This window comes from Myxococcus sp. XM-1-1-1 (assembly GCF_020037095.1).
Lineage (GTDB): Bacteria > Myxococcota > Myxococcia > Myxococcales > Myxococcaceae > Myxococcus > Myxococcus fulvus.
On the sequence record NZ_JAIQDH010000001.1, the window covers coordinates 187,150 to 206,086 of the forward strand.

The 18,937-nt window shown below is 69.3% G+C and carries 11 protein-coding genes and 2 tRNA genes; 6 read left to right on the top strand and 7 right to left on the bottom strand.

Annotated elements, in window-relative coordinates:
• Positions 1 to 27: 27 nt before the first annotated feature.
• The gene (locus K8640_RS00740) at positions 28 to 258 is read left to right on the top strand and encodes a hypothetical protein (RefSeq protein ID WP_223745326.1); all 231 of its coding nucleotides are present in this window, start codon (positions 28 to 30) and stop codon (positions 256 to 258) included.
• Between the two features lie 210 nt (positions 259 to 468).
• On the opposite strand, the gene K8640_RS00745 is transcribed toward K8640_RS00740, so the two are convergent.
• The 7 genes from K8640_RS00745 to K8640_RS00775 all read right to left on the bottom strand — a co-directional run bounded on the left by K8640_RS00745 (position 469) and on the right by K8640_RS00775 (position 9,398).
• The gene (locus tag K8640_RS00745; RefSeq protein WP_223745327.1) at positions 469 to 1,023 is read right to left on the bottom strand and encodes a cell wall protein; all 555 of its coding nucleotides are present in this window, start codon (positions 1,021 to 1,023) and stop codon (positions 469 to 471) included.
• Positions 1,024 to 1,696: 673 nt separating this feature from the next.
• Positions 1,697 to 1,773 (bottom strand) — tRNA-Asp (locus K8640_RS00750).
• A 7-nt stretch (positions 1,774 to 1,780) separates the two neighbouring features.
• Positions 1,781 to 1,852 (bottom strand) — tRNA-Val (locus K8640_RS00755).
• 141 nt (positions 1,853 to 1,993) lie between these two features.
• Positions 1,994 to 5,284: an IPT/TIG domain-containing protein gene (locus K8640_RS00760; protein WP_223745328.1), complete on the bottom strand. Its 3,291-nt coding sequence runs from the start codon at positions 5,282 to 5,284 to the stop codon at positions 1,994 to 1,996.
• A 6-nt stretch (positions 5,285 to 5,290) separates the two neighbouring features.
• Positions 5,291 to 6,139, bottom strand: a complete 849-nt coding sequence (locus K8640_RS00765) for a sugar ABC transporter permease (protein ID WP_046715363.1) — start codon at positions 6,137 to 6,139, stop codon at positions 5,291 to 5,293.
• Positions 6,139 to 8,313, bottom strand: coding sequence for an extracellular solute-binding protein (locus tag K8640_RS00770; protein ID WP_223745329.1), 2,175 nt, complete (start codon positions 8,311 to 8,313; stop codon positions 6,139 to 6,141). The genes K8640_RS00765 and K8640_RS00770 overlap by 1 nt, the downstream gene beginning before the upstream one ends.
• Positions 8,310 to 9,398, bottom strand: a complete 1,089-nt coding sequence (locus K8640_RS00775; RefSeq protein ID WP_223745330.1) for an ABC transporter ATP-binding protein — start codon at positions 9,396 to 9,398, stop codon at positions 8,310 to 8,312. The genes K8640_RS00770 and K8640_RS00775 overlap by 4 nt, the downstream gene beginning before the upstream one ends.
• A gap of 268 nt (positions 9,399 to 9,666) precedes the next feature.
• Between K8640_RS00775 and K8640_RS00780 the strand changes: the two genes are divergently transcribed.
• The 5 genes from K8640_RS00780 to K8640_RS00800 all read left to right on the top strand — a co-directional run bounded on the left by K8640_RS00780 (position 9,667) and on the right by K8640_RS00800 (position 18,878).
• On the top strand, positions 9,667 to 12,075 hold the full coding sequence (locus K8640_RS00780; RefSeq protein ID WP_223745331.1) for a glycogen-debranching protein: 2,409 nt from the start codon (positions 9,667 to 9,669) through the stop codon (positions 12,073 to 12,075).
• A gap of 39 nt (positions 12,076 to 12,114) precedes the next feature.
• Positions 12,115 to 13,614 carry a carbohydrate porin gene (locus tag K8640_RS00785; RefSeq protein WP_223745332.1) on the top strand — a complete coding sequence of 500 codons (1,500 nt, stop codon included), beginning with the start codon at positions 12,115 to 12,117 and terminating at the stop codon, positions 13,612 to 13,614.
• Positions 13,605 to 16,082, top strand: coding sequence for an alpha-amylase family glycosyl hydrolase (locus tag K8640_RS00790; RefSeq protein WP_223745333.1), 2,478 nt, complete (start codon positions 13,605 to 13,607; stop codon positions 16,080 to 16,082). Before K8640_RS00785 ends, K8640_RS00790 begins: the two co-directional genes overlap by 10 nt.
• Positions 16,083 to 16,095: 13 nt before the next feature.
• On the top strand, positions 16,096 to 17,142 hold the full coding sequence (hemE, locus tag K8640_RS00795; protein WP_223745334.1) for a uroporphyrinogen decarboxylase: 1,047 nt from the start codon (positions 16,096 to 16,098) through the stop codon (positions 17,140 to 17,142).
• 245 nt (positions 17,143 to 17,387) lie between these two features.
• The gene (locus K8640_RS00800; RefSeq protein WP_223745335.1) at positions 17,388 to 18,878 is read left to right on the top strand and encodes a hypothetical protein; all 1,491 of its coding nucleotides are present in this window, start codon (positions 17,388 to 17,390) and stop codon (positions 18,876 to 18,878) included.
• Positions 18,879 to 18,937 lie beyond the last annotated feature (59 nt).

The window sequence follows — 18,937 nt, forward strand, 5'->3', positions numbered from 1 at the left end:
ATGCGAAGCATGCGAAGACTCATTTGCATGCTGTGGGCGGTCCCGCTGCTGGTGCTGGCGGGATGTGGCAGTGACTCGGACTCGTGCGACGACAACACGTCGCCGGAGACCTACAAGGAAGCCAAGCGGGTGACGTGTTCGGGCACGGCGGACGCGGACGTCGCCTGCTGTGGTTACATGGGTGACGCGTGCAACTACACGCTGTGCCGCAAGAGCGTGTGCGGGGACTGGGTCGAAGAGTCCTACGTCTGTCCCTGAGCCTGGGTTGATGCTCGTTTCCGGGGCCGGGCCCCCGGGGATGGGCGGTCGACCGTGTCTATCTTGGCTGTGGTTGGGAAGTCGCCGTGGGTGTCCCCCGGGACTGTGCCCGGTGGTGTGAGGCCCCGCGCTTCCTTCGGAGCGTCTCGACTCGCGAAGCGAGGGACGCATTCCTCCGGGTGAGCACGGGGCCTTCGTGCGTCCGTGCAACTAATTGCGACGCTTGTTCGCCAGGAACTCCTCGGCCCAGCGCTTCACCGTGTCCGCCGCGTCGGTGCCGTCGGACGCGCGCAGGGCCGCGGCCAGCGTGGCCGGATTGGTGGAATCATCACCCTGGGCGGCCGTCTGGCCCTTCTTGCGAACCCAGACGCGCGGACCCGCGGGAGCGGCGGGCGTGGCCGCGGGCGTGGGCTTCTCCTCACGCGACTCCGAGCGACGGCGGCGCGACAGGATGACATCCGGCAGGGAGTGCGGCGCGGCGTGCTCCACCCAGGCGGAGTGCAGCCGGCCCGTCGCGATCATCTGGCGACGCTTCTGGTAGTGCGCCGAGCAGTAGCCGAGCGTGCGGACCGGTTGGCGACAGCCGATGACGGCGCAGGCGACGGGCTGCTCGACGACGGCCTCGACCTTGGGAGGAGGCTGGGGCGCGACGGGGGCCTTGGGGGCCGCGCGCGGCGTGGTGATGGGTTGCCCGCTCATGCGCTCGGACAGGCGGCGCAGCGAGGCCACCAGCGAGGCGAACGACTCCTGCACGGCGCCCTGCACGATGGACTGGAAGGCCTCATCCAGGGACGGCGTCGCCGAGGGAGCGCCGCGCGCGGGCTGAGAGCGGGTGTTTCGGGGGGAGGGGGAAACGCGACGGGCTCTAGGCATGTCGTGGCTGGCGTAGCACGGCTCAGGTGGTTCGACTATACGTGAATGTTCACCGCTCACTGGCGGGCACTCCGGGCGAGCCGTCGAGCTGACTTCACGCTGCTCGAGCATGCTGAGCACTGCAGTCGAAGCGCCGTCACGGTACACGCGGGTATCGATGTAACGCGGACGCTCGCGTTTCAATGCCTATGCAGTGGCGACGTCGCTGTCCCGATTGACGGCGAACACCGAGGCCACGGCCACTGTCGGCGGCTGCGCGCCACACTCGTCCCGTGGCTGCATGGGCAGCCTCCGTGGTGGTCGGGCAGGCCGCGGGCCTCCGGTCGAACGTAGCAACCGTGATGCGCCTGGGGCTGGACTGGGTTGCCGTGAGCGTGCTGCTCGTCGCGGGAGTCCACCGGCCCGCGAGCCATCGTGGAGCCGCTGGGCGGTTCGTCGTCGAGCTGCTCCGCCACCACATCCGAGCCGCGCGGCCATCGACGCGGTTGGAGCGGAGTGCGTCGCGATGTCGGGAGCCCGAAAAGGTGAAGGCCCCCAAGCCACTAGGACTTGGGGGCCTTCTTATTGGCGAGGAGTACGGGACTTGAACCCGTGGCCTCCGGCGTGACAGGCCGGCGTTCTAACCAACTGAACTAACTCCCCACAACTATGGGCGGAACAGGGATTGAACCTGTGACCCTCGCCTTGTAAGGGCGACGCTCTGCCGCTGAGCTATCCGCCCGAGGGCGTGTTCCGCGTTGCGACGGGGGGGCTTTTATAAAGGGCTCCCTCCACTGTCAAGCATACGTTTCGAAGGCCCTGATCATTCCGTCACCGACCGCGCGGAGCGTGAAATCGCCCGTGCGGTCGGTGAGTCATCCGCCTAGGGAGCGCTCACGACGCCCACGTCCGCGGCCTGGAAGCCGTTGCCGCTGCCATCCCGGTCATTCCGGTCGCCGAAGCAGTAGGCACCGCCGTTGAGGGCGTAGCGGTAGGCGTAGACGGTGCCGGCGGGGAGGTTGCCCGGCAGCTCAGCGGAGAACTGGTCGTTGTTGCCGCCGCCCTCCTCGCTGAGGAACGGGGCGGCAATCCAGGTCCAGCCCCCCACGCCCGGGTCCTGCTGGGCATCGCCGTAGCCCAGGTGCGCCACCAGGCCGACGCCCGCGCCGCTCTCGGTCGTGACGCCGGCCTTGTAGACCTGCCCATAGATGGTCGTGGGGTTGGGGCCCACGGTCACCGAGAAGGGCCACTGGAGGTTGCAGTACTCGATGTCCTGGTGGTTGCCGACGGTGAGGGCGTGCTGCTGACCCGGGGTGTACCCGCCCACGTCGCTGCCGTCCTTGTCGCAGTACGTCCACGCCGTACCGTCCGTGGAGTAGCGCAGGCTGACCGCACGGCTGCCCGTGTAGGCCGGGTGGATGCTGGTGGAGAACTCGTCGGTATCCGCCTCACCCTCGGCCTCGCGGGCGTACGCCGCGGCCTTCCAGGAGAAGGCCGCGGGAGTCGCGGAGGCGTCCACGTCCGCGTTGCCCAGGCCCACCTGCACCTGGAGCCCAGCGCCCGCACCCGCGCCGTTGGTGACGCCCGCCAGGCGCACCCGGCCCGTCACGGTGACGGCCGCGCCGCTGCCCACCGTCGTCCCGCTCACGCTCTGCAGCCGGCAGAAGTCCGCCGCCGCCGGCGCCTGCACCGTCAGCGTGCCGGCCTGCTCGAGCGAGAAGCCGTTGCCCAGCCCGTCCGCGTCGCAGTAGCGGTACGCGCCGCCATTCACATTGAAGCGGATGGCGAACTTGTAGCGGCCCACCGTGCCCGGGTTGGGCAGCGCGGCCTTCCACTCGTCGTTGTTTCCGTTCCCGGACTCACGGTTGAAGCTCGTCCCCGTGGTGGTCCACTGCCAGCTCGCCGCCGTCGGCTCGTCCGTCTCCGGGCCGTAGCCGACCTCGCCCTGGATGCCCGCGCCGCCGCCCGTGCCCGGAGTGACGCCCTCCATGTAGACCTGGGCGTAGATGTCGATGGGCGCCTGGCCCACCTGGTACACCTCGTTGGGGGGAGGCTCGTTGGACTCGCCGCCCAGCTTGCACCAGCCCACGGAGATGTCCTGCGCCGCGCTCACGGTGAGCGTGCCCGTCTTCTCCGGGTCGAAGCCCGTGGCCCCGCCGCTGTTGCCGTCCGAGTCGCACAGCAGGTACGCGCCGTCGTTCACCTTGAAGCGGTAGGCGAAGCGATAGCTGCCCTCGGCGCCCGGGTTGGGCAGCGTGGTCTCGAACTGGTCGTTGTTGCCGGACTCGTCCTTGTAGGCGGCCGTCGTCGTCCAGTTCCACTGCGCGGACGTGGCCGGGTTCTCACCGGCGGGGCCCCAGCCCAGCTGCCCCACGATTCCCGCGCCGGCGCCCGCGCCCTGCGTCACGCCCTGCACGAACACCTGCGCCAGCACCTTGCGGGTGCCCGCGGCGCCCGACGCGTACGTCACCGTCTCCGGGGTCTGATTGTCCGCAGGGCCCAGCTTGCAGAAGCCGATGACCTTGGGCACCACCACCTCGCCGGTGACGGTGAGCTGGCCCAGCTTGTCCAGCTCGAACTCCTGGCCGCCGTCATCCACGCCGTTGCCGTCGCACACGCGCACCGGGCCGCCGTTGCCGCTGAAGCGCACCGCGTAGCGGTACTCGCCGTTGGTGCCCGGGTTGGGCAGCGTGGCCTTCCACTCGTCGTTGACCTGGAAGTTGTCCTTGTTGAACGCGAGTGCCGTGGACCAGTTCCACAGCTGCGAGGTGCGCGGGTCCTCGCCCGCCGGCCCCCAGCCGAGCTGACCGGACAGGCCCGGGCCCGCGCCCACCTTGTCCGTCACCCCTGCCATGTAGACCTGCGCGTAGACGGTCTTGAAGCCCGACGTCTGCGTGGTCTGGTAGTTGATGACCTCCGGGTCCTTCTGGTCCTCGCCAATCTTGCACCAGCCCACCGGCGGCTTCGGCGCCTCGGTGCCCACGGTGAGCGTGCCCAGCTTGGCCAGGCTGAACGTCAGCTCGCCCTCGGTGCTGTCGTTGACGCCGTCCGCGTCACAGACACGCCAGGCGTTCTCACTGATGCTGAAGCGGAAGGCGAGCTTGTACTGGCCCTCGGTGCCGGGGTTGGGCAGCTCCGCCTCCCACTCGTCGTTGTTGCCGTGCTCGGCCTTGTAGACGGCCGGAATCCAGGTCCACGCCGCGGAGTCGCGCGGGTCGGTGTCCACCGGGCCGTAGCCCAGCTGCGCCACCAGCCCCGAGCCCGCGCCGGCGCCCTGGGTGATGCCCGCCGCGTACACCTGGCCCTGCACCTTGAGCAGCGTGGTGTCCGTGGGGCGGTAGAACAGCTCCGGGTTGGCGCGGTTCCCGTCCGGGCCCAGCTTGCAGTAGTCCACGCGCGGCCGGGAGATGAACACCCGGCGCAGCATGTTCTCCGCCACGCCGTTGGCCATGCCGTCACCGTCCGCCATCACCCACGTGGTGCCGCCGTCGATGGAGAAGCGAATCGTGATGACCCACTCGCGGCTCTCCCCGCCGATGGCCGGCTGGAGCAGCACGTTGCCCTTGTAGATGTCCGCCTCGCCGCTGTCGGAGTCGCCCTCGTACGTGGCCTCCTCCCAGGTGTAGCTGTCCTGCTGGAGCAGCGCCGAGTCCGCGGGCGCGAAGCCCACCTGCGCGCGCACCCCGCCGCCCTGGCCCACGCCGCGCGTCAGGCCCGCCACCGTGATCGCGCCGCGCACCAGCACGCCCACCGGCTGGCCGCCGCTGACCGCCTCCGTGTTGCCGTTGATGACCTCCGCCTGGTCGATGTTCCTGCCCGGCGGGCCCTCGTAGGTGAAGCCCTTCACCAGCACGCCGTAGGCGCCGTCGGGGTTCACCACCCGCACGTCCACCTGCGCGGTGGTCGCCGTGGGCGAGTAGCCATAGATGCGGAACGCGTTGACCACCACGACGCGCAGGGCTTCCTGCTCGCCGAGGTAGAGCTTCGCGCCGTCCTTGAAGCCGGACCCGTAGACATTGATGAGCGTGTTGCCCGCGATGGGACCGCCCGAGGGGGTGATTTCCCTCACGGTGGGCGCGGTCTGCTCGGAGGGCTGGTTGCCCTCCTTGTCATCACCACAGGCCACGGCGAGCAACGGCAACACGAGAAGAAGGGACCGCAGACAACGGGACATCGGCCATCACCCCTTGACGCCGCCGGCGGTCAACCCGCCGACGAGGTGCTTCTGGAGAGCGAAGAACAACGCCATGACCGGCGCGGACACCACGAGCGCGCAGGCGGCGAACTTGCCCCACTCCACCTTGTACTCGCCCACGTACCGCTGGAGGGCGACGGGCAGGGTGAAGCGGGTAGGGTCGTTTATCAGCGTGGCGGCGAGGACGAACTCGTTCCACGCCGTCATGAAGGAGAACAGCGCCGTCACGGCCAGCGCGGGGCGGGCCAGCGGCAGCACCACACGGAGGAACACCTGGAGGGGCGAGGCCCCGTCCATCACCGCCGCTTCCTCCAGCTCGCGCGGCAGCGTGTCGAAATAGCCCTTCAACATCCAGATGCAGAAGGGCAGGGCGGTGGTGGCGTACACCAGCACCAGCCCGGTGAGGCTGTCGAGCAGCCGCAGCTTCTGCAGGATGCTGTAGATGGGCACCAGCATCAGCGTCGCCGGGAACATCTGGGTGATGAGCAGCGCCTGCATGCCGCCCTCCTTCCCCGGGAAGCGGAAGCGCGACAGCGCGTATGCCGCCGTCACCGCCAGCGTCAGCCCCACCACCGTCGTCGCGCCGGACACGATGATGCTGGAGAGCACCTGCCTGCCGAACACCCACCGGCCATGCACGTCGGTGCTCAGGAGCACCTCCCGGAAGTGGTCGAACGTCACCGCGTCCGGGAAGGGGTTGGCCGTGAGCGACAGGCCGTCCGACGGGGACAGCGCCATCTTCACCACCCACAGCACCGGGTAGAGCGTCACCATGCACATCAGGCTCAGCCCGGCGTGGATGAAGGCCATCTTCAGGCCCGAGGGCTTCTTCATCACGCCGCCTCCTCGGTGCGCATCAGCCGCTTGGTGAAGACGGACCAGCCCAGCAGCACCACGAAGATGAGCACCGAGTACGCCGCGGCGAAGCCGTACTGCTCGTTGCGCTGGAAGGCCCAGCGGAACGCCTCGGAGACCAGGATGTCGGTGGCGCCGCCCGGCTCGCCTCCGGACACCAGGTAGATGATGTTGAACATGTTGAACGTCCACACGCTGCCCAGGATGACCGCTGGCAGCATGGCGGGCTTGAGCAGGGGCAGGGTGATGTGCCGGAACTGCGTCCAGCGGCTGGCCCCGTCCACCTCCGCGGCCTCGTAGAGCTCCGGGGGAATCGACTGCAGCGCGCCCAGCGCCACCACCATCATGAAGGGGAAGCCCAGCCACGTGTTGGTGGCCACGTTGGCCGCGAACGCGGTGGAGAAGCGCGTGAACCAGCTCACCGGCTCCAGCCCCAGCGCCACGAGCAGCCCGTTGATGGCCCCGAACTGCTGGTGGAACATGCCCTTCCACATCAGCGCGGTGATGTAGTTGGGCACCGCCCACGGGATGATGAGCAGCACCCGGTACACGCCGCGCAGCTTGAGCAGCGGGTCCTTGAGCAGGAGCGCCAGCCCCAGGCCGATGCTCACGTGCAGCACCACGTTCACCGCCGCCCACAGCAGCGTCACCACCAGCGTGAAGTAGAACGAGAGAGGCTCGGTGATGCTGTAGCCACGGCTGGCCAGGATGTCGACGAAGTTGGCCAGGCCCACGAAGGTGTACTGGCCCGCGTCGTGGTGGAACAGCGACAGGCCCAGGCCCACCGAGAACGGGATGAACACCAGCACCAGCAGGCCCACCGCCGCGGGCGCCACGTACCTCGCCGCGCGGGCCACGTCCGGGTAGCGCTGCCGGAAGGTCATCCCCGGCGCGGGCCGGCGCAGCACCCACGCGGTGCCACCCAGCGCCATGACCCCCGCGAGCCCCAGCCAGGGCACGGGGTTGGCCTCGGGGGGACGCTCGCGGTGCAGCGCGCGGTACCGGCGGTCCGCCAGCGCGCCCGCGTCCTCGGGCTGGGCGCCGCCCTGGAGCACCGCGCGCAGGGTGAGCTTCATCGGCTCCCACACCCGGGCCATCTCCAGCGTGTTGGGCATGGGCGTGGCGTTCACCGCCGCCTCGCGGAACGAGGAGATGAGCGTGTCGTCCTTCACCGCCTGGAGCTGGTATGCCTGCACGTCCGCCGGGATCTGCCTGCCCACCGTGGTGCGCACCCGAGACGCCTCGCCCAGCGACAGGAAGCGCGCCAGCTGGTGCGCCCGCGGCGCCTGCTCCGTGCGGGCCGAGACGAACGCGGCCTCCACGCCGAGGAAGGGACGCAGGGGCGTGCCCGTCTCGCTCACCGTGGGCAGCGCCACCACGCGGTAGGACACCGACGGGGCAATCTCCCCCGCGAACCAGGGGCCGCTGATGATCATCGCCGCGCGGCCGTCGTTGAAGAGCGTCTTCACCAGCGCCCCGCTCACCTCCTGGGGCATCAGCTTCTCGTCCTGGAGCTTCTTCACGAACGCCAGCGAGCGCGCCATGCCCGGCGTGTCGAAGCTCGCCTTGCCCGCCTCGTCGAAGAGCTTGCCGTCGAAGCCGAAGAGGAAGGGCGCGTGGAAGTAGAAGTCCCCGCTCTCGTACGCGAGGCCGAAGCGGCCTTGCGCGGGGTTGGACAGCGTGGGCAACAGCGCCAGCAGCTCCGCCGTCGTCGCGGGCGGCCGGGGCACGAGCTTCGTGTTGACGTAGAGCGCCAGCGACTTGAGCGACATCGGATAGCCGAACACTTGGCCATCCACCTCCAGCGCCTCCACCGTGTTGGAGAAGTAGTCCTCGCGCTGGAAGGCGCCCGCCGTGGGCGCCACCAGGTTCTGCGAGTGGAAGTTGCGCAGCCGCTCGTGGTTGAAGATGAAGACGTCCGGGCCCGCGCCATGGGGGATGGCGTTGGTCAGCTTGGCCGCGTACGCGTCATAGGGCAGGGCGAGCAGGTCCACCCGCACGCCCGTCTCCTTCGTGAAGAGGTTCGTCGCCTCCAGCAGCGCCGTCTCCTCCCCGCCCCGGTACGCGTGCCACAGCTTGAGGGGCGCCGGGCCTTCCGCCGCGTGCGCGCACCAGGTCGCCGCGAGCAGCACCATGGCACAGAGTCTCCTCAAGACGCCACCTCCAGCGTCTCGCGCTGGGTGGGGTGGCGCAGAGCCTTGGCGCCGTCCTCGCTGAAGACATGCAGCGCGTCGGCGACGGGCGCGAGCGCCACCTTGTCTCCCACAGAGACGTGGGTGCCCTTGTCGAAGCGCGCGGCCACGTGCCCTGCCTCCGTCGTGACGAAGGCGTAACCGTCGAACCCCAGCCGCTCCACCGCGTCCACCGTGCCGGACAGGGGCCCCAGCGCCGCCACGCGCAGGTCTTGAGGCCGCAGGCCCACCAGCACCCGCTCACCACCTTGCGGCAAATCTTGAGGGCTCAGCAGGGTGAAGCCCTTGCCCACGAGGCTTCCGCCGTCGCGCCGGGCCTCCAGGAAGTTCATCGACGGCGAGCCCAGGAAGCCCGCCACGAACCGGTTGGCCGGGCGGTTGTAGAGCTCCAGCGGCGGCCCCACCTGCTGCAACACGCCGCCGTTGAAGACGGCCACCCGGGTGGCCAGCGTCATCGCCTCCACCTGGTCGTGCGTGACGTAGATCATCGTCGCGCCCAGCCGGCGGTGCAGCCGCGCCAGCTCTCCGCGCATCTGCACGCGCAGCGCCGTGTCCAGGTTGGACAGGGGCTCGTCGAAGAGGAACACCTGGGGCCGCCGGACGATGGCGCGTCCCATGGCCACGCGCTGACGTTGACCACCCGACAGGGCCTTGGGCTTGCGCTCCAGCAGGTGCCCCAACTCCAGCATCGAGGCGACCTCCGCCACCCGCGAGTCGATCTCCGCCTGGGGGAGCTTGCGCAGCGTCAGGCCGAAGGCCAGGTTCTCGCGCACCGTCATGTGCGGGTAGAGCGCGTACGACTGGAACACCATCGCCACGTCGCGGTCTCTCGGCGGCACGTCGTTGACCCGCTTGCCGCCGATGCTCACCTCTCCCGCGTCCACCTGCTCCAGCCCCGCGATGAGCCGCAGGAGCGTCGTCTTCCCGCAGCCGGACGGGCCCACCATGACCAGGAACTCGCCCTGTCCCACCTGAAGGTCCACGCCCTTCACGATGAGGTTGGAGCCAAACGACTTCTTGATGCCGTTCAGGGTGACTTCGGACAAGACGCTCTCGGAAAAATGGGGGGAGAACGGTCGCGCACATTACCCGGAGCCTCGCGCTTTCCCCAAACCTCCCCGGTTGGGCGCAGTGCGTTATTCTCGACGGAAGTCATCCGGAAGTTTCCGGTGTCCGTAGCAATGCCCGGAGGGGGACGGGGCGGGGATGGCCGCCTTGTCAGCCCTGGAAGTCGCTTGTTATGGAAGCCGGCACCTGGTTCGTCGAGGTCTACCCCACCGCATGAGCACTCCCCGCTGGTCCCTTCCGAGGGGCATGACCCTGGTCTCGCTGCTGTTCGCCCTCGGGTGCAGCGAGAGCGATTACGTCCGGCTGTATCACAGCGAGGCACGTGCCCCGAGCTACACGGTGGAGGACGTGGAGTCCCTGAAGCACATGGGCGCTACCTTCGTGGATCAGGGGGTCAACTTCGCCCTGTACTCGGAGAACGCGACGCGCATCGAGCTGCTCCTGTTCGACGACCCGGAGGTGAACTCGCCCTCGCGCACGTATCAGCTCACCCGCTACGGCGACGTGTGGAACGTCTACGTGGAGGGCGTGGGCCTGGGCCAGCACTACGGCTTCAGGGCCTGGGGTCCCAACTGGGAGTTCGACCCGCGCTGGTTCCCCGGCTCCATCCACGGCTTCCGCGCGGACGCGGACGTGTATGGCAACCGCTTCAACCCGAACAAGCTGCTCACGGACCCGTACTCGAAGGCGCTGCACCGCGACCACGACTGGAGCAAGGGCAGCACCGCCAGTGGCCCCGCGCGCAACGAGGTGACGTACGCGGCCTCCGCCAAGAGCGTGCTGGTGCAGAGCGGCTACCAGTGGGGCGAGCTGGAGCGGCAGTACCGCGCCAACCGCGAGGACGAGCAGTGGGCGGGCCACAAGTGGCAGGACCTCATCGTCTACGAGGTCCACGCCAAGGGCTTCACCGCGGACCCCGCCAGCGGCGTGCGCTTCCCGGGCACCTACCGGGGCATGGGCGAGAAGGCCGACTATTTCAAGGACCTGGGCATCACCGCCGTGGAGCTGCTCCCCATCCACGAGAAGCCGCTGGATGGCGGCTACTGGGGCTACCAGACCATCAACTTCTTCGCGCCGGAGGTCTCCTACGCCGCGCACAAGCTGCCCCACCAGGTCATCGACGAGTTCAAGTGGATGGTGGAGGAGCTGCACAAGCGCGACATCGAGGTCATCGTCGACGTCGTCTACAACCACACCGGCGAGGGCGGGCTGTGGCGCGAGAAGCTGGAGTCCGACGACGTGCTGCCCGGTGAGCCGCTGGACTCGCTGGACCCGGCGGAGGTCGCGGGCCTGTACTCGTTCCGCGGCATCGACAACCAGGCGTACTACGGGCTCAACGGCGACCGGCGCACGTACTGGAACAACACGGGCGTGGGAAACCAGACGCGGCCCAACCACCGCCCCATGCGCAAGCTCATCATCGACAGCCTGCGCTTCTACGTCGAAGAGCTGCACGTGGACGGCTTCCGCTTCGACCTGGCGCCCATCCTCGGCGAGAGAGACCAGGACTACAACCGCTGGGACGACCCGAAGAACACGGTGCTGCAGGAGATCATCGACGACCCGGTGCTCCAGAAGTACAACACCCGCATCATCGCGGAGCCGTGGAGCGCGGGCGGCTGGTACTGCATGCCGATGGGCGAGTTCCCCAACTCGCTCACCCAGCCGGGCAACGGCTGGTACGAGTGGAACGGCCGCTTCCGCGACTGGTGGCGCGCGTTCATCAACCGCGACGACTGGAAGCTCAACTCCAACGAGGGCTCGCTGTGCGGGCGCCCCGGCTCCGCGGACGGCGCGTTCCTGATGTACGGCAGCAAGGAGTGGTACGTGCGCAACGGGCGCCGGCCGTACCACTCGATGAACTTCATCACCGTGCACGACGGCTTCACGCTCTACGACCTGTTCGCCTACGAGGTGAAGCAGAACAAGTGCGGCCCGCTGAACCCGGTGTGCTGCGACACGCCCAACAGCCCCTTCTGCGACAAGGTCAGCGGCGAGGACCACAACCGCTCTCGCAACTGGGGCCCCATCGGCGACGCGCGCGCGGAGAGCATGCGCCGGCAGATGATGCGCAACGCCTTCATGGCGATGATGGTCAGCCACGGCACGCCGATGATTCTCGGCGGCGACGAGTGGATGCGCACGCAGCTGGGCAACAACAACGCCTACTCCACGCGCGCGGACAACCCCTTCAACTGGTACCAGTGGGGCGCGTACCTCGCGCGCGACGAGCGCCACCGGATGTACGAGTTCGTCAAGGCCGCCATCCGCCTGCGCAAGGAGCACGCCTACGCCTTCGCGCCGCCCGACTACGAGAAGGGCTCGCCGCTGGTGTGGAAGAGCGCACAGAACAGCGAGGAGGTGGGCTGGGACACCAAGCAGCTGATGATGCACTACCCGGACACGACGCACGGCCCGGAGCTGGTGGTGCTCATCAACATGGAGCCGCGCGCGGTGGAGTTCACCCTGCCGCCCGGGCGTCAGTGGAAGCGGCTCATCGACACGCAGGCGTACTTCGACAGCCCCGAGTACCTGTCCGCCACGGGCCTGGACCCGAGGGCCACGGGCAACTCGTGGCTGGACGCGCCGTCCCCGGTGACGGGGGCGACCTACGGGGTGCCGGAGCGGACCATCGTCGTCCTGCGCGCGGAGTAGGGGCAGGCAGGCGAGGTGCGCTATAAGCGGGGCCCGTCCATGCGAGTCCTGCCAGCGCGCCTCGGCGCCCTCCTGTTGCTCCTCATCCCGCTCGTCACCCTGGCCGACGCCACGAGGGACCGCTTCGGCGCCGCGGGCTACTTCCGCATCATGACCCGCCCGGACTTCTCGGGCGGCTCCGGCCAGCTGGGCTACTACTGGCTCTACGGCCGGCTCCTCAACGAGAGCCCCTACGGTGAGCTCAACCTGCGCCTGGACGTGCTCCAGGCCGCGCCGGGCTCCGACGAGGTCTGGGCGGAGGTGCACTCGCGCTTCTCCGGCACCTCGTTCCGCTCCGCGGACCCGGGCAACGGCTCGTTCCTCAACTTCCGCGCCGACTACCTCTTCGTGCGCGCGGGCAACATCCTGCTGGACCGCGTGACGTGGCAGCTGGGCACGCTCGAGGACCGCTGGAATGACCTGCACATCTACGACCAGCGCCCGGCGACGCTGCTCTGGGACACGGTGGGCCTGTCGGGCACGTACCAGGGCGACCGCTACGACGTGCTGCTCGCGGTGGGTGACAGCGGCTACACGCTCAGGCCCCAGAAGTACAACACGGTGCTCACCGGCGCCGCGTCCTTCCGCTACCGGCTGATTCCCGGGCACCTGGAGGTCGGCCTGCGCGGCCAGCTGGGCTACGAGCCCAAGGTGCGGGGCAACCGCAACGCGCTCTACCGCTCGGAGTACGTCAACTACGAGGACTACGTGCGCCGGGAGGTGGTGCAGCGCTACTTCGAGGCCAACCCGGGCCTGGAGGACTACCTGGTGCCGGACCTGGCGCCCCGCAGCGCGCTGTCCTACCGCGCCATCGGCTACGTGGGCTTCGGCGGGCTGGGGCCGCTCATCTGGGACAACCTCTACCTCACGTTCGAGAAGAAGCACCCGGAGCAGGGCTACACGGAGCGCTACCGCAACCGCGATTGGACGGTATTCATCGCGGACCAGACCGACGAGCGCTACGAGGCGTCGCTCGGCAACGAGGCGTACATCAAGCTCATCCCCGACAAGCTCGAGGCGCTGTGGGGCGTGTGGCTGGGCTACGCCTACAACAACGACAACGCCATCAAGCCGGGCGACGACGACCGCATCATCGCGTCCACGGTGGTGCGGCTGCAGTACTTCCTCACCGAGCGCGTGCACCTCCTGATGGAGACGAGCATCGCGCGCGAGAAGAGCCAGAACGGCAACGCGTACCGCAACCACGTGGACTCGGTGTTCACCAGCACGCGCGGCATCCCCGACGCGCGCGGCCTGGAGTTCGGCGACAGCGACACGCGCGACACGTGGCAGGGCAAGGTGGGCGTGGTGCTCAACCCCACCGGCCGCGGCATCTACGCGCGCCCCAGCCTGCGGCTGCTGTACGGCTTGCAGTACTCGTCGCAGCACGCGGCGTTCGGCAACTCGTTCGTGGACAGCCTGAACCAGTACAACCAGTACGTCGGCCCCGAGCGCCACTGGCACTCGGTGGTCGCCATCGAGGCCGAAGGATGGTTCTGAGACAGCGGTGGTTGTGGTCCCTGGTCCTCGCGCTGGTGGCCTCGGGCTGCCTGAAGCGGCAGGGGCCTCCGGTGCTGGCGCCGGAAGGGACGGTGGTGGCGGTGGCGTACATCCGCGACGACGCGCGGCGCGGCGCGGTGGCCAACGTGCCGGAGGGCGTGCGTCAGCGCGTGGCGGAGGTGCTGGCCAAGAGAAACCTCCAGGCGCGTGAAGTTCCCTACGACGAGTACGCCGCCGAGTTCGCGAAGGTGACGGACACGCAGCGCCGCTTCGCGATGCTCAAGGCCCGCGCCGGGGACGCGCCACTGCTGCTCCTGGTGGAGACGCGGGTGACGTTCTTCGGGCAGGTGGGCGGGCGCTTCTCGTGGGACGTGTACGTGAAGACCACGGCCAACCGCGCCACGTCCGCGCTGGAGGCCACGAGCGACTCGGCGGACTACGGCGCCGCGCTCCAGTTCGACCAGCAGCGCGAGGATGACGCGCAGCTGGAGGTGGCCCGGCAGATTTCGGGGCAGGCGGGCGCGCTGTTCGACTCGTTCCTCGCCTCGCCCATGCTGGTGCCGTCCACCGACGGTGGCCCGGGGCTGGTGCCCGGCCTGTCGGCGCCGGCCGGAGAGGGCATCGAGCCGGGCACGAGCACGCCCACCGAGCCGCCTCCTCCGCCCAAGCCCGCGCCCCAGCCGTACCGGGGCCAGTGGGCGCCGCCGGAAGGCGACGCCATCTACTTCGTGATGGTGGACCGCTTCGCCAACGGGGACGTGAAGAACGACGGGGTGGTGGATGCGAAGGACGCGCAGGCCTTTCACGGCGGAGACCTGCGTGGCGTCATCGACCGACTGGACGGGCTCAAGGCGCTCGGTGTCCGCACGGTGTGGCTTTCACCCGTCTTCCAGATGCGGACCGACAAGTTCTACGGGTACGGCGCCTTCCACGGCTACTGGGTGGAGGACTTCGGCCGGGTGGAGCCGCGCTTCGGTGACGAGGCCCTGCTGAAGGAGCTGTCCGCGGAGCTTCGCCGCCGCGACATGCGGCTGGTGCTGGACGTGGTGCTCAACCATGTGGGCCCGGAGACGCGGCTCACGCGCGAGAAGCCGACGTGGTTCCACGGGCTGGGGCCCATCGAGAACTGGAACGACTCGCGCGAGCTGGTGATGCGCGACGTGCACGGGCTGCCGGACCTGGCGGTGGAGCAGGAGGAGGTCTACCAGCACCTGCTCTCGCACTCGCTGAAGTGGGTGGACACGGTGAAGCCCGCGGGCTTCCGGCTGGACGCCGTCAAGCACCTGCCCATGGACTTCTGGGCCCGCTACAACGATGACCTGCGCGCGCACGCGGGCAAGGACTTCCTGCTGCTGGGCGAGCTGCTCGACGGCGACCCGGTGCTGCTGGCGCGGGTGATGAAGGAGGGCCGCTTCGGGACGATGTTCGACTTCCCGCTGGCCTTCGCGCTGGTGGATGTCTTCTGCCGGGGGCGCTCTCCTTCGCACCTGGGCGCCATCCTGTTCAACGACCGGTTCCAGCCTTCTCCCCAGTCGCTGGTGACGCTCCTGGACAACCACGACCTGCCCCGGGTGATGAGCGAGTGTGGCGGGGATGTGGAGAAGGTGAAGCGGGCGCTCGCGGTGCAGCTCACGGCGCGCGGCGTGCCGGCGCTGACGTATGGCATCGAAGAGGGGCTCACTGGCGCGAAGGAGCCGGAGAACCGGGGCGACATGCGCTTCACCGCGGACCATCCGCTGCGCGCGTGGATTGCCCGGTTGTTGGAAGCGCGTCGAGGCAGTGAGGCCCTCCAGCGTGGCGAGACGATGGTGCTCGCCGCCCGGGAGGACTTCTTCGCCTACGTCCGCGTGACGCCGGATGACGCGTTCTTCGTCGGCATCAACTCCGGGACCGAGCGGCGTGTCGCGTTCCTGCCCTCGGGGCTCGGGGATGGGCACGGCATCGAGCCGCTGACGGGAAAGCGCTCCATGCTGGGGCGGCTCGCGGAGTCGGCCTATTGGCACGTCGAGGTGAAGCCGGGCGAGGTGTCGCTGGTGCGGCTCAAGGCGGCCACGCCGGGCGGCCACGCGGCGCTGGTGGAGATGGCTCGGACCGGGTGGAAGGGGGAGGGGCCTCGACGCACCGTGGTGCTCCAGACGGGAGACGCGGCGGTAAGGGTGGTGGGCGGAGGCCCGGAGCTGGGAGGCTGGAAGCCCGAGCGCTCGCTGCGCCCGGAAGCCGGCGCCGTCACTCTGTCGCTGCCCGAGGGCGGGGTCTTCGAGTACAAGCTCGTGCGAGAGGACGGCCCGGGGAAGTTCTCCTGGGAGGGCGGCCCCAACCGCCTGCTTTTCGTCCCGGAGCTGAAGACGGAGGAGGGCCCCGTGCAGGTGCCCGTGGCGTGGGAGCAGCGCTCCGTGAAGGGGCCGCCTTTCCTCCGCTTCTGTCCGCCGTTGTTGGCGATGTCGACCTCCAAGCTGTGCACCGACTGACCGAGAGCCCGAAGTGAACGACCGACTCCTCCGCGCCGCGCGCCGCCAGCCCACCGACACCACGCCCGTGTGGCTCATGCGCCAGGCCGGCCGCTACCTGCCCGAGTACCGGGCCATCCGCGGCAACATCGCCTTCCTGGACCTGTGCAAGCACCCGGACCTGGCCGCCGAAGTCACCGTGCAGCCGGTGACGCGGCTGGGCGTGGACGCGGCCATCATCTTCTCCGACATCCTCATCCCCGTGGAGGCCATGGGCATCCACCTGGAGCTGGGGGACAAGGGGCCGCACTTCCCGAACCCCGTGCGCACCGCGGCGGACATCGACAAGCTGGGCGTGCCGGACCCCGTGGAGGGCACGGGCTTCGTGGCGGAGGCCATCCGCCGCACGCGCAAGGCGCTCAACGACTCGGTGCCCGTCATCGGCTTCGCGGGCGCGCCCTTCACGCTGGCCGCGTACATGGTGGAGGGCGGCGGCTCCAAGAGCTACATCCTCATCAAGCGGCTGATGTTCGAGCAGCCGGAGCTGGCGCACCGCCTGTTCGGCAAGCTCACCGACACGCTCATCCCGTACCTCAAGATGCAGGTCGAGGCGGGGGCGAGCATCGTTCAAATCTTCGACTCGTGGGGCGGCGAGCTGTCGCCGTGGGACTACGAGCGCTTCTGTCTGCCGTACCTGACGCGCATGGTGTCCGAGCTGAAGGCCACGGGCGTGCCCGTCATCGTCTTCGGCGTGGGCATGTCCACGCACCTGTCCCTGCTCAAGAGCACGGGCGCGGACGTGGTGGGCCTGGACTGGACGCTGCCCATGGACGAGGGCCGCAAGGTGCTGGGCCCGGACGTCGCGGTGCAGGGCAACCTGGACCCCCTGCACCTGTTCCTGCCGCGCGAGGAGCTGGAGGGCCGCGTGAAGGACATCCTCCTGCGCGCGGGGCCCGTCGGGCACATCTTCAACCTGGGCCACGGCATCCTCCCGCCCACGGACCCGGAGGCCGCGAAGTTCGCCGTCGAGGCCGTGCACCGCCTGGGCACGGCGCTGCGTCAGGGCACGCTCAAGCCGTAGCGGTTTCCCGCATGTCGGCGTGGCTCCTCCACGCGCGCGGGCGTAACCGGACACGCCACAGTCCGCTCGGACTGTGGCGTGGAATGTCTCGCCGCGAGGTCCTCGAGCGGCGCGTCATCCTCTGACGGACGGGAGGGCATGGCGGTTGCTCAGTGGCCGGCCGCGGCGCGCCCTTCCTTCTTCTCGACCTGGAGTTCTCCGACGTGGCCTGGCGCGGCCGAACCCGCCACACCCCGAGGAGCTCCATGTCTTCGCCTCATCCCCGAGTCCACTTCAGCACCGTCTTCAGCATGCTCGCCCTCCTGGCTGTCACCTGGGGCGGCGCCGCGCGCGCGCAGACCTTCACCCACGGCATCGCGGACAACTTCGCCGCGCCGACCGAGGCGGTGTCGCCCAGCACGGGCATGCTCAACTACATCGCCGCGAACTACACCTATCCCGGCTCGCGTCCGTTCGACGACATGAGCATCGACCGGTGGTTCGCCACCACCTTCACCAACCTGCGCCGGCTGGGCCCCATCTGTGGCGCCACGCTGCGCATGGTGGTGCGCAACGGTGACACCAACGACTCCATGGGCCTGCTCTTCATGGGCCCCGCGGGCACGCAGCTGGCCACGGGCTGGGGCGCGTCGCTGGCGAGCCTGGGCATCCCGCTCTACGGCTCCGGCACCGTCTCGCTGAACCTGGCCGCGCTGCCCGGCGGCGTGAACCTCATCCCCACCCTCAACGCGCAGGGCTTCGTGGACGTCTTCGCCCAGGATGACTCGGCGGTGGACTTCGTCACGCTCGTCGTCACGCAGTGCCGCGTGGACGTGTACTCGAAGGACAACGGCGGCGACTTCGGCAACACGCCGACGGTGGACCCCATCTGGGTGAGCCCGGACATCCGCGTGTGCCAGAACGCCGGCTGCGTGGGCCACCAGAACCCGGAGTTCGGCCAGACGAACTACGTCTACGTCACGCTGCGCAACAACGGCCCGCTCGTGCCCGTGGGCAACACGGCCAGCGGCACGCTGCACGTCTACTACACGGGCTCGGGTGGCGCGGCGCTGTGGCCCATGGACTGGGCGCCCATCGGCTCCATCTCCGTGGCGGGCATCGCCCCGGGCGCCAACGTGGAGGTGATGGTGCCGTGGAACGGCGTGCCCGCGCCGGGCCACTACTGCCTGCTGACGCGCTGGGTGTCCTCGCAGGACCCGATGACGCTGGTGGAGGCGACCAACTCCAACACACTCAACAACACGCGCTGGAACAACAACCTGGCGTGGAAGAACGTCAACGTCGTCAACCTGTCGCCCTTCGCGCCCGTGCGTGACTTCGACTTCCGCGTGCGCAACCTGCTGCGCGACAGGCCGAGCCTGGCGCACCTGGAGATCCGCAACGGCGACGTGGACCTGCCGTCCTTCCTGGAGCGTGGACAGGTGCTCGTCACGCTGCCCTCCGAGCTGTGGGACCGCTGGGGCCACGAGGGCCAGGGCTTCGAGGTGGTGGGCGAGCAGACCGTGCGCATCGTCAATCCGCAGGGCGCCCGGCTGGACGGCCTGTGGCTGGACCCGGACGGCGCGCACCACGTCAACGTGCGCTTCGTCTCGCAGGGCACCGCCGTGGAGCAGGGCCGCTTCGCCGTCGAGGTGGTGCAGCACTCGGCCAGCCCCGAGCAGCCCGACAAGGTCGAGGAGGCGGGCGGTGTCCGCTTCGACATCGTCCTGGGACCGCAGGCCGACGGAAAGAAGTAGCGAAGGCGTGTCCCTCGCGTGAGTGAGGGACGACCGAAGCACACGGGGCGGAGGCCTCA

Coding starts and splice junctions, on each gene's coding strand:
- K8640_RS00780 (WP_223745331.1), top strand. CDS start 9,667: ATGACCCTGGTCTCGCTGCTGTTCGCCCTCGGGTGCAGCGAGAGCGAT.
- K8640_RS00760 (WP_223745328.1), bottom strand. CDS start 5,284: ATGTCCCGTTGTCTGCGGTCCCTTCTTCTCGTGTTGCCGTTGCTCGCC.
- K8640_RS00740 (WP_223745326.1), top strand. CDS start 28: ATGCTGTGGGCGGTCCCGCTGCTGGTGCTGGCGGGATGTGGCAGTGAC.
- K8640_RS00785 (WP_223745332.1), top strand. CDS start 12,115: ATGCGAGTCCTGCCAGCGCGCCTCGGCGCCCTCCTGTTGCTCCTCATC.
- K8640_RS00800 (WP_223745335.1), top strand. CDS start 17,388: ATGTCTTCGCCTCATCCCCGAGTCCACTTCAGCACCGTCTTCAGCATG.
- K8640_RS00765 (WP_046715363.1), bottom strand. CDS start 6,139: ATGAAGAAGCCCTCGGGCCTGAAGATGGCCTTCATCCACGCCGGGCTG.
- K8640_RS00790 (WP_223745333.1), top strand. CDS start 13,605: ATGGTTCTGAGACAGCGGTGGTTGTGGTCCCTGGTCCTCGCGCTGGTG.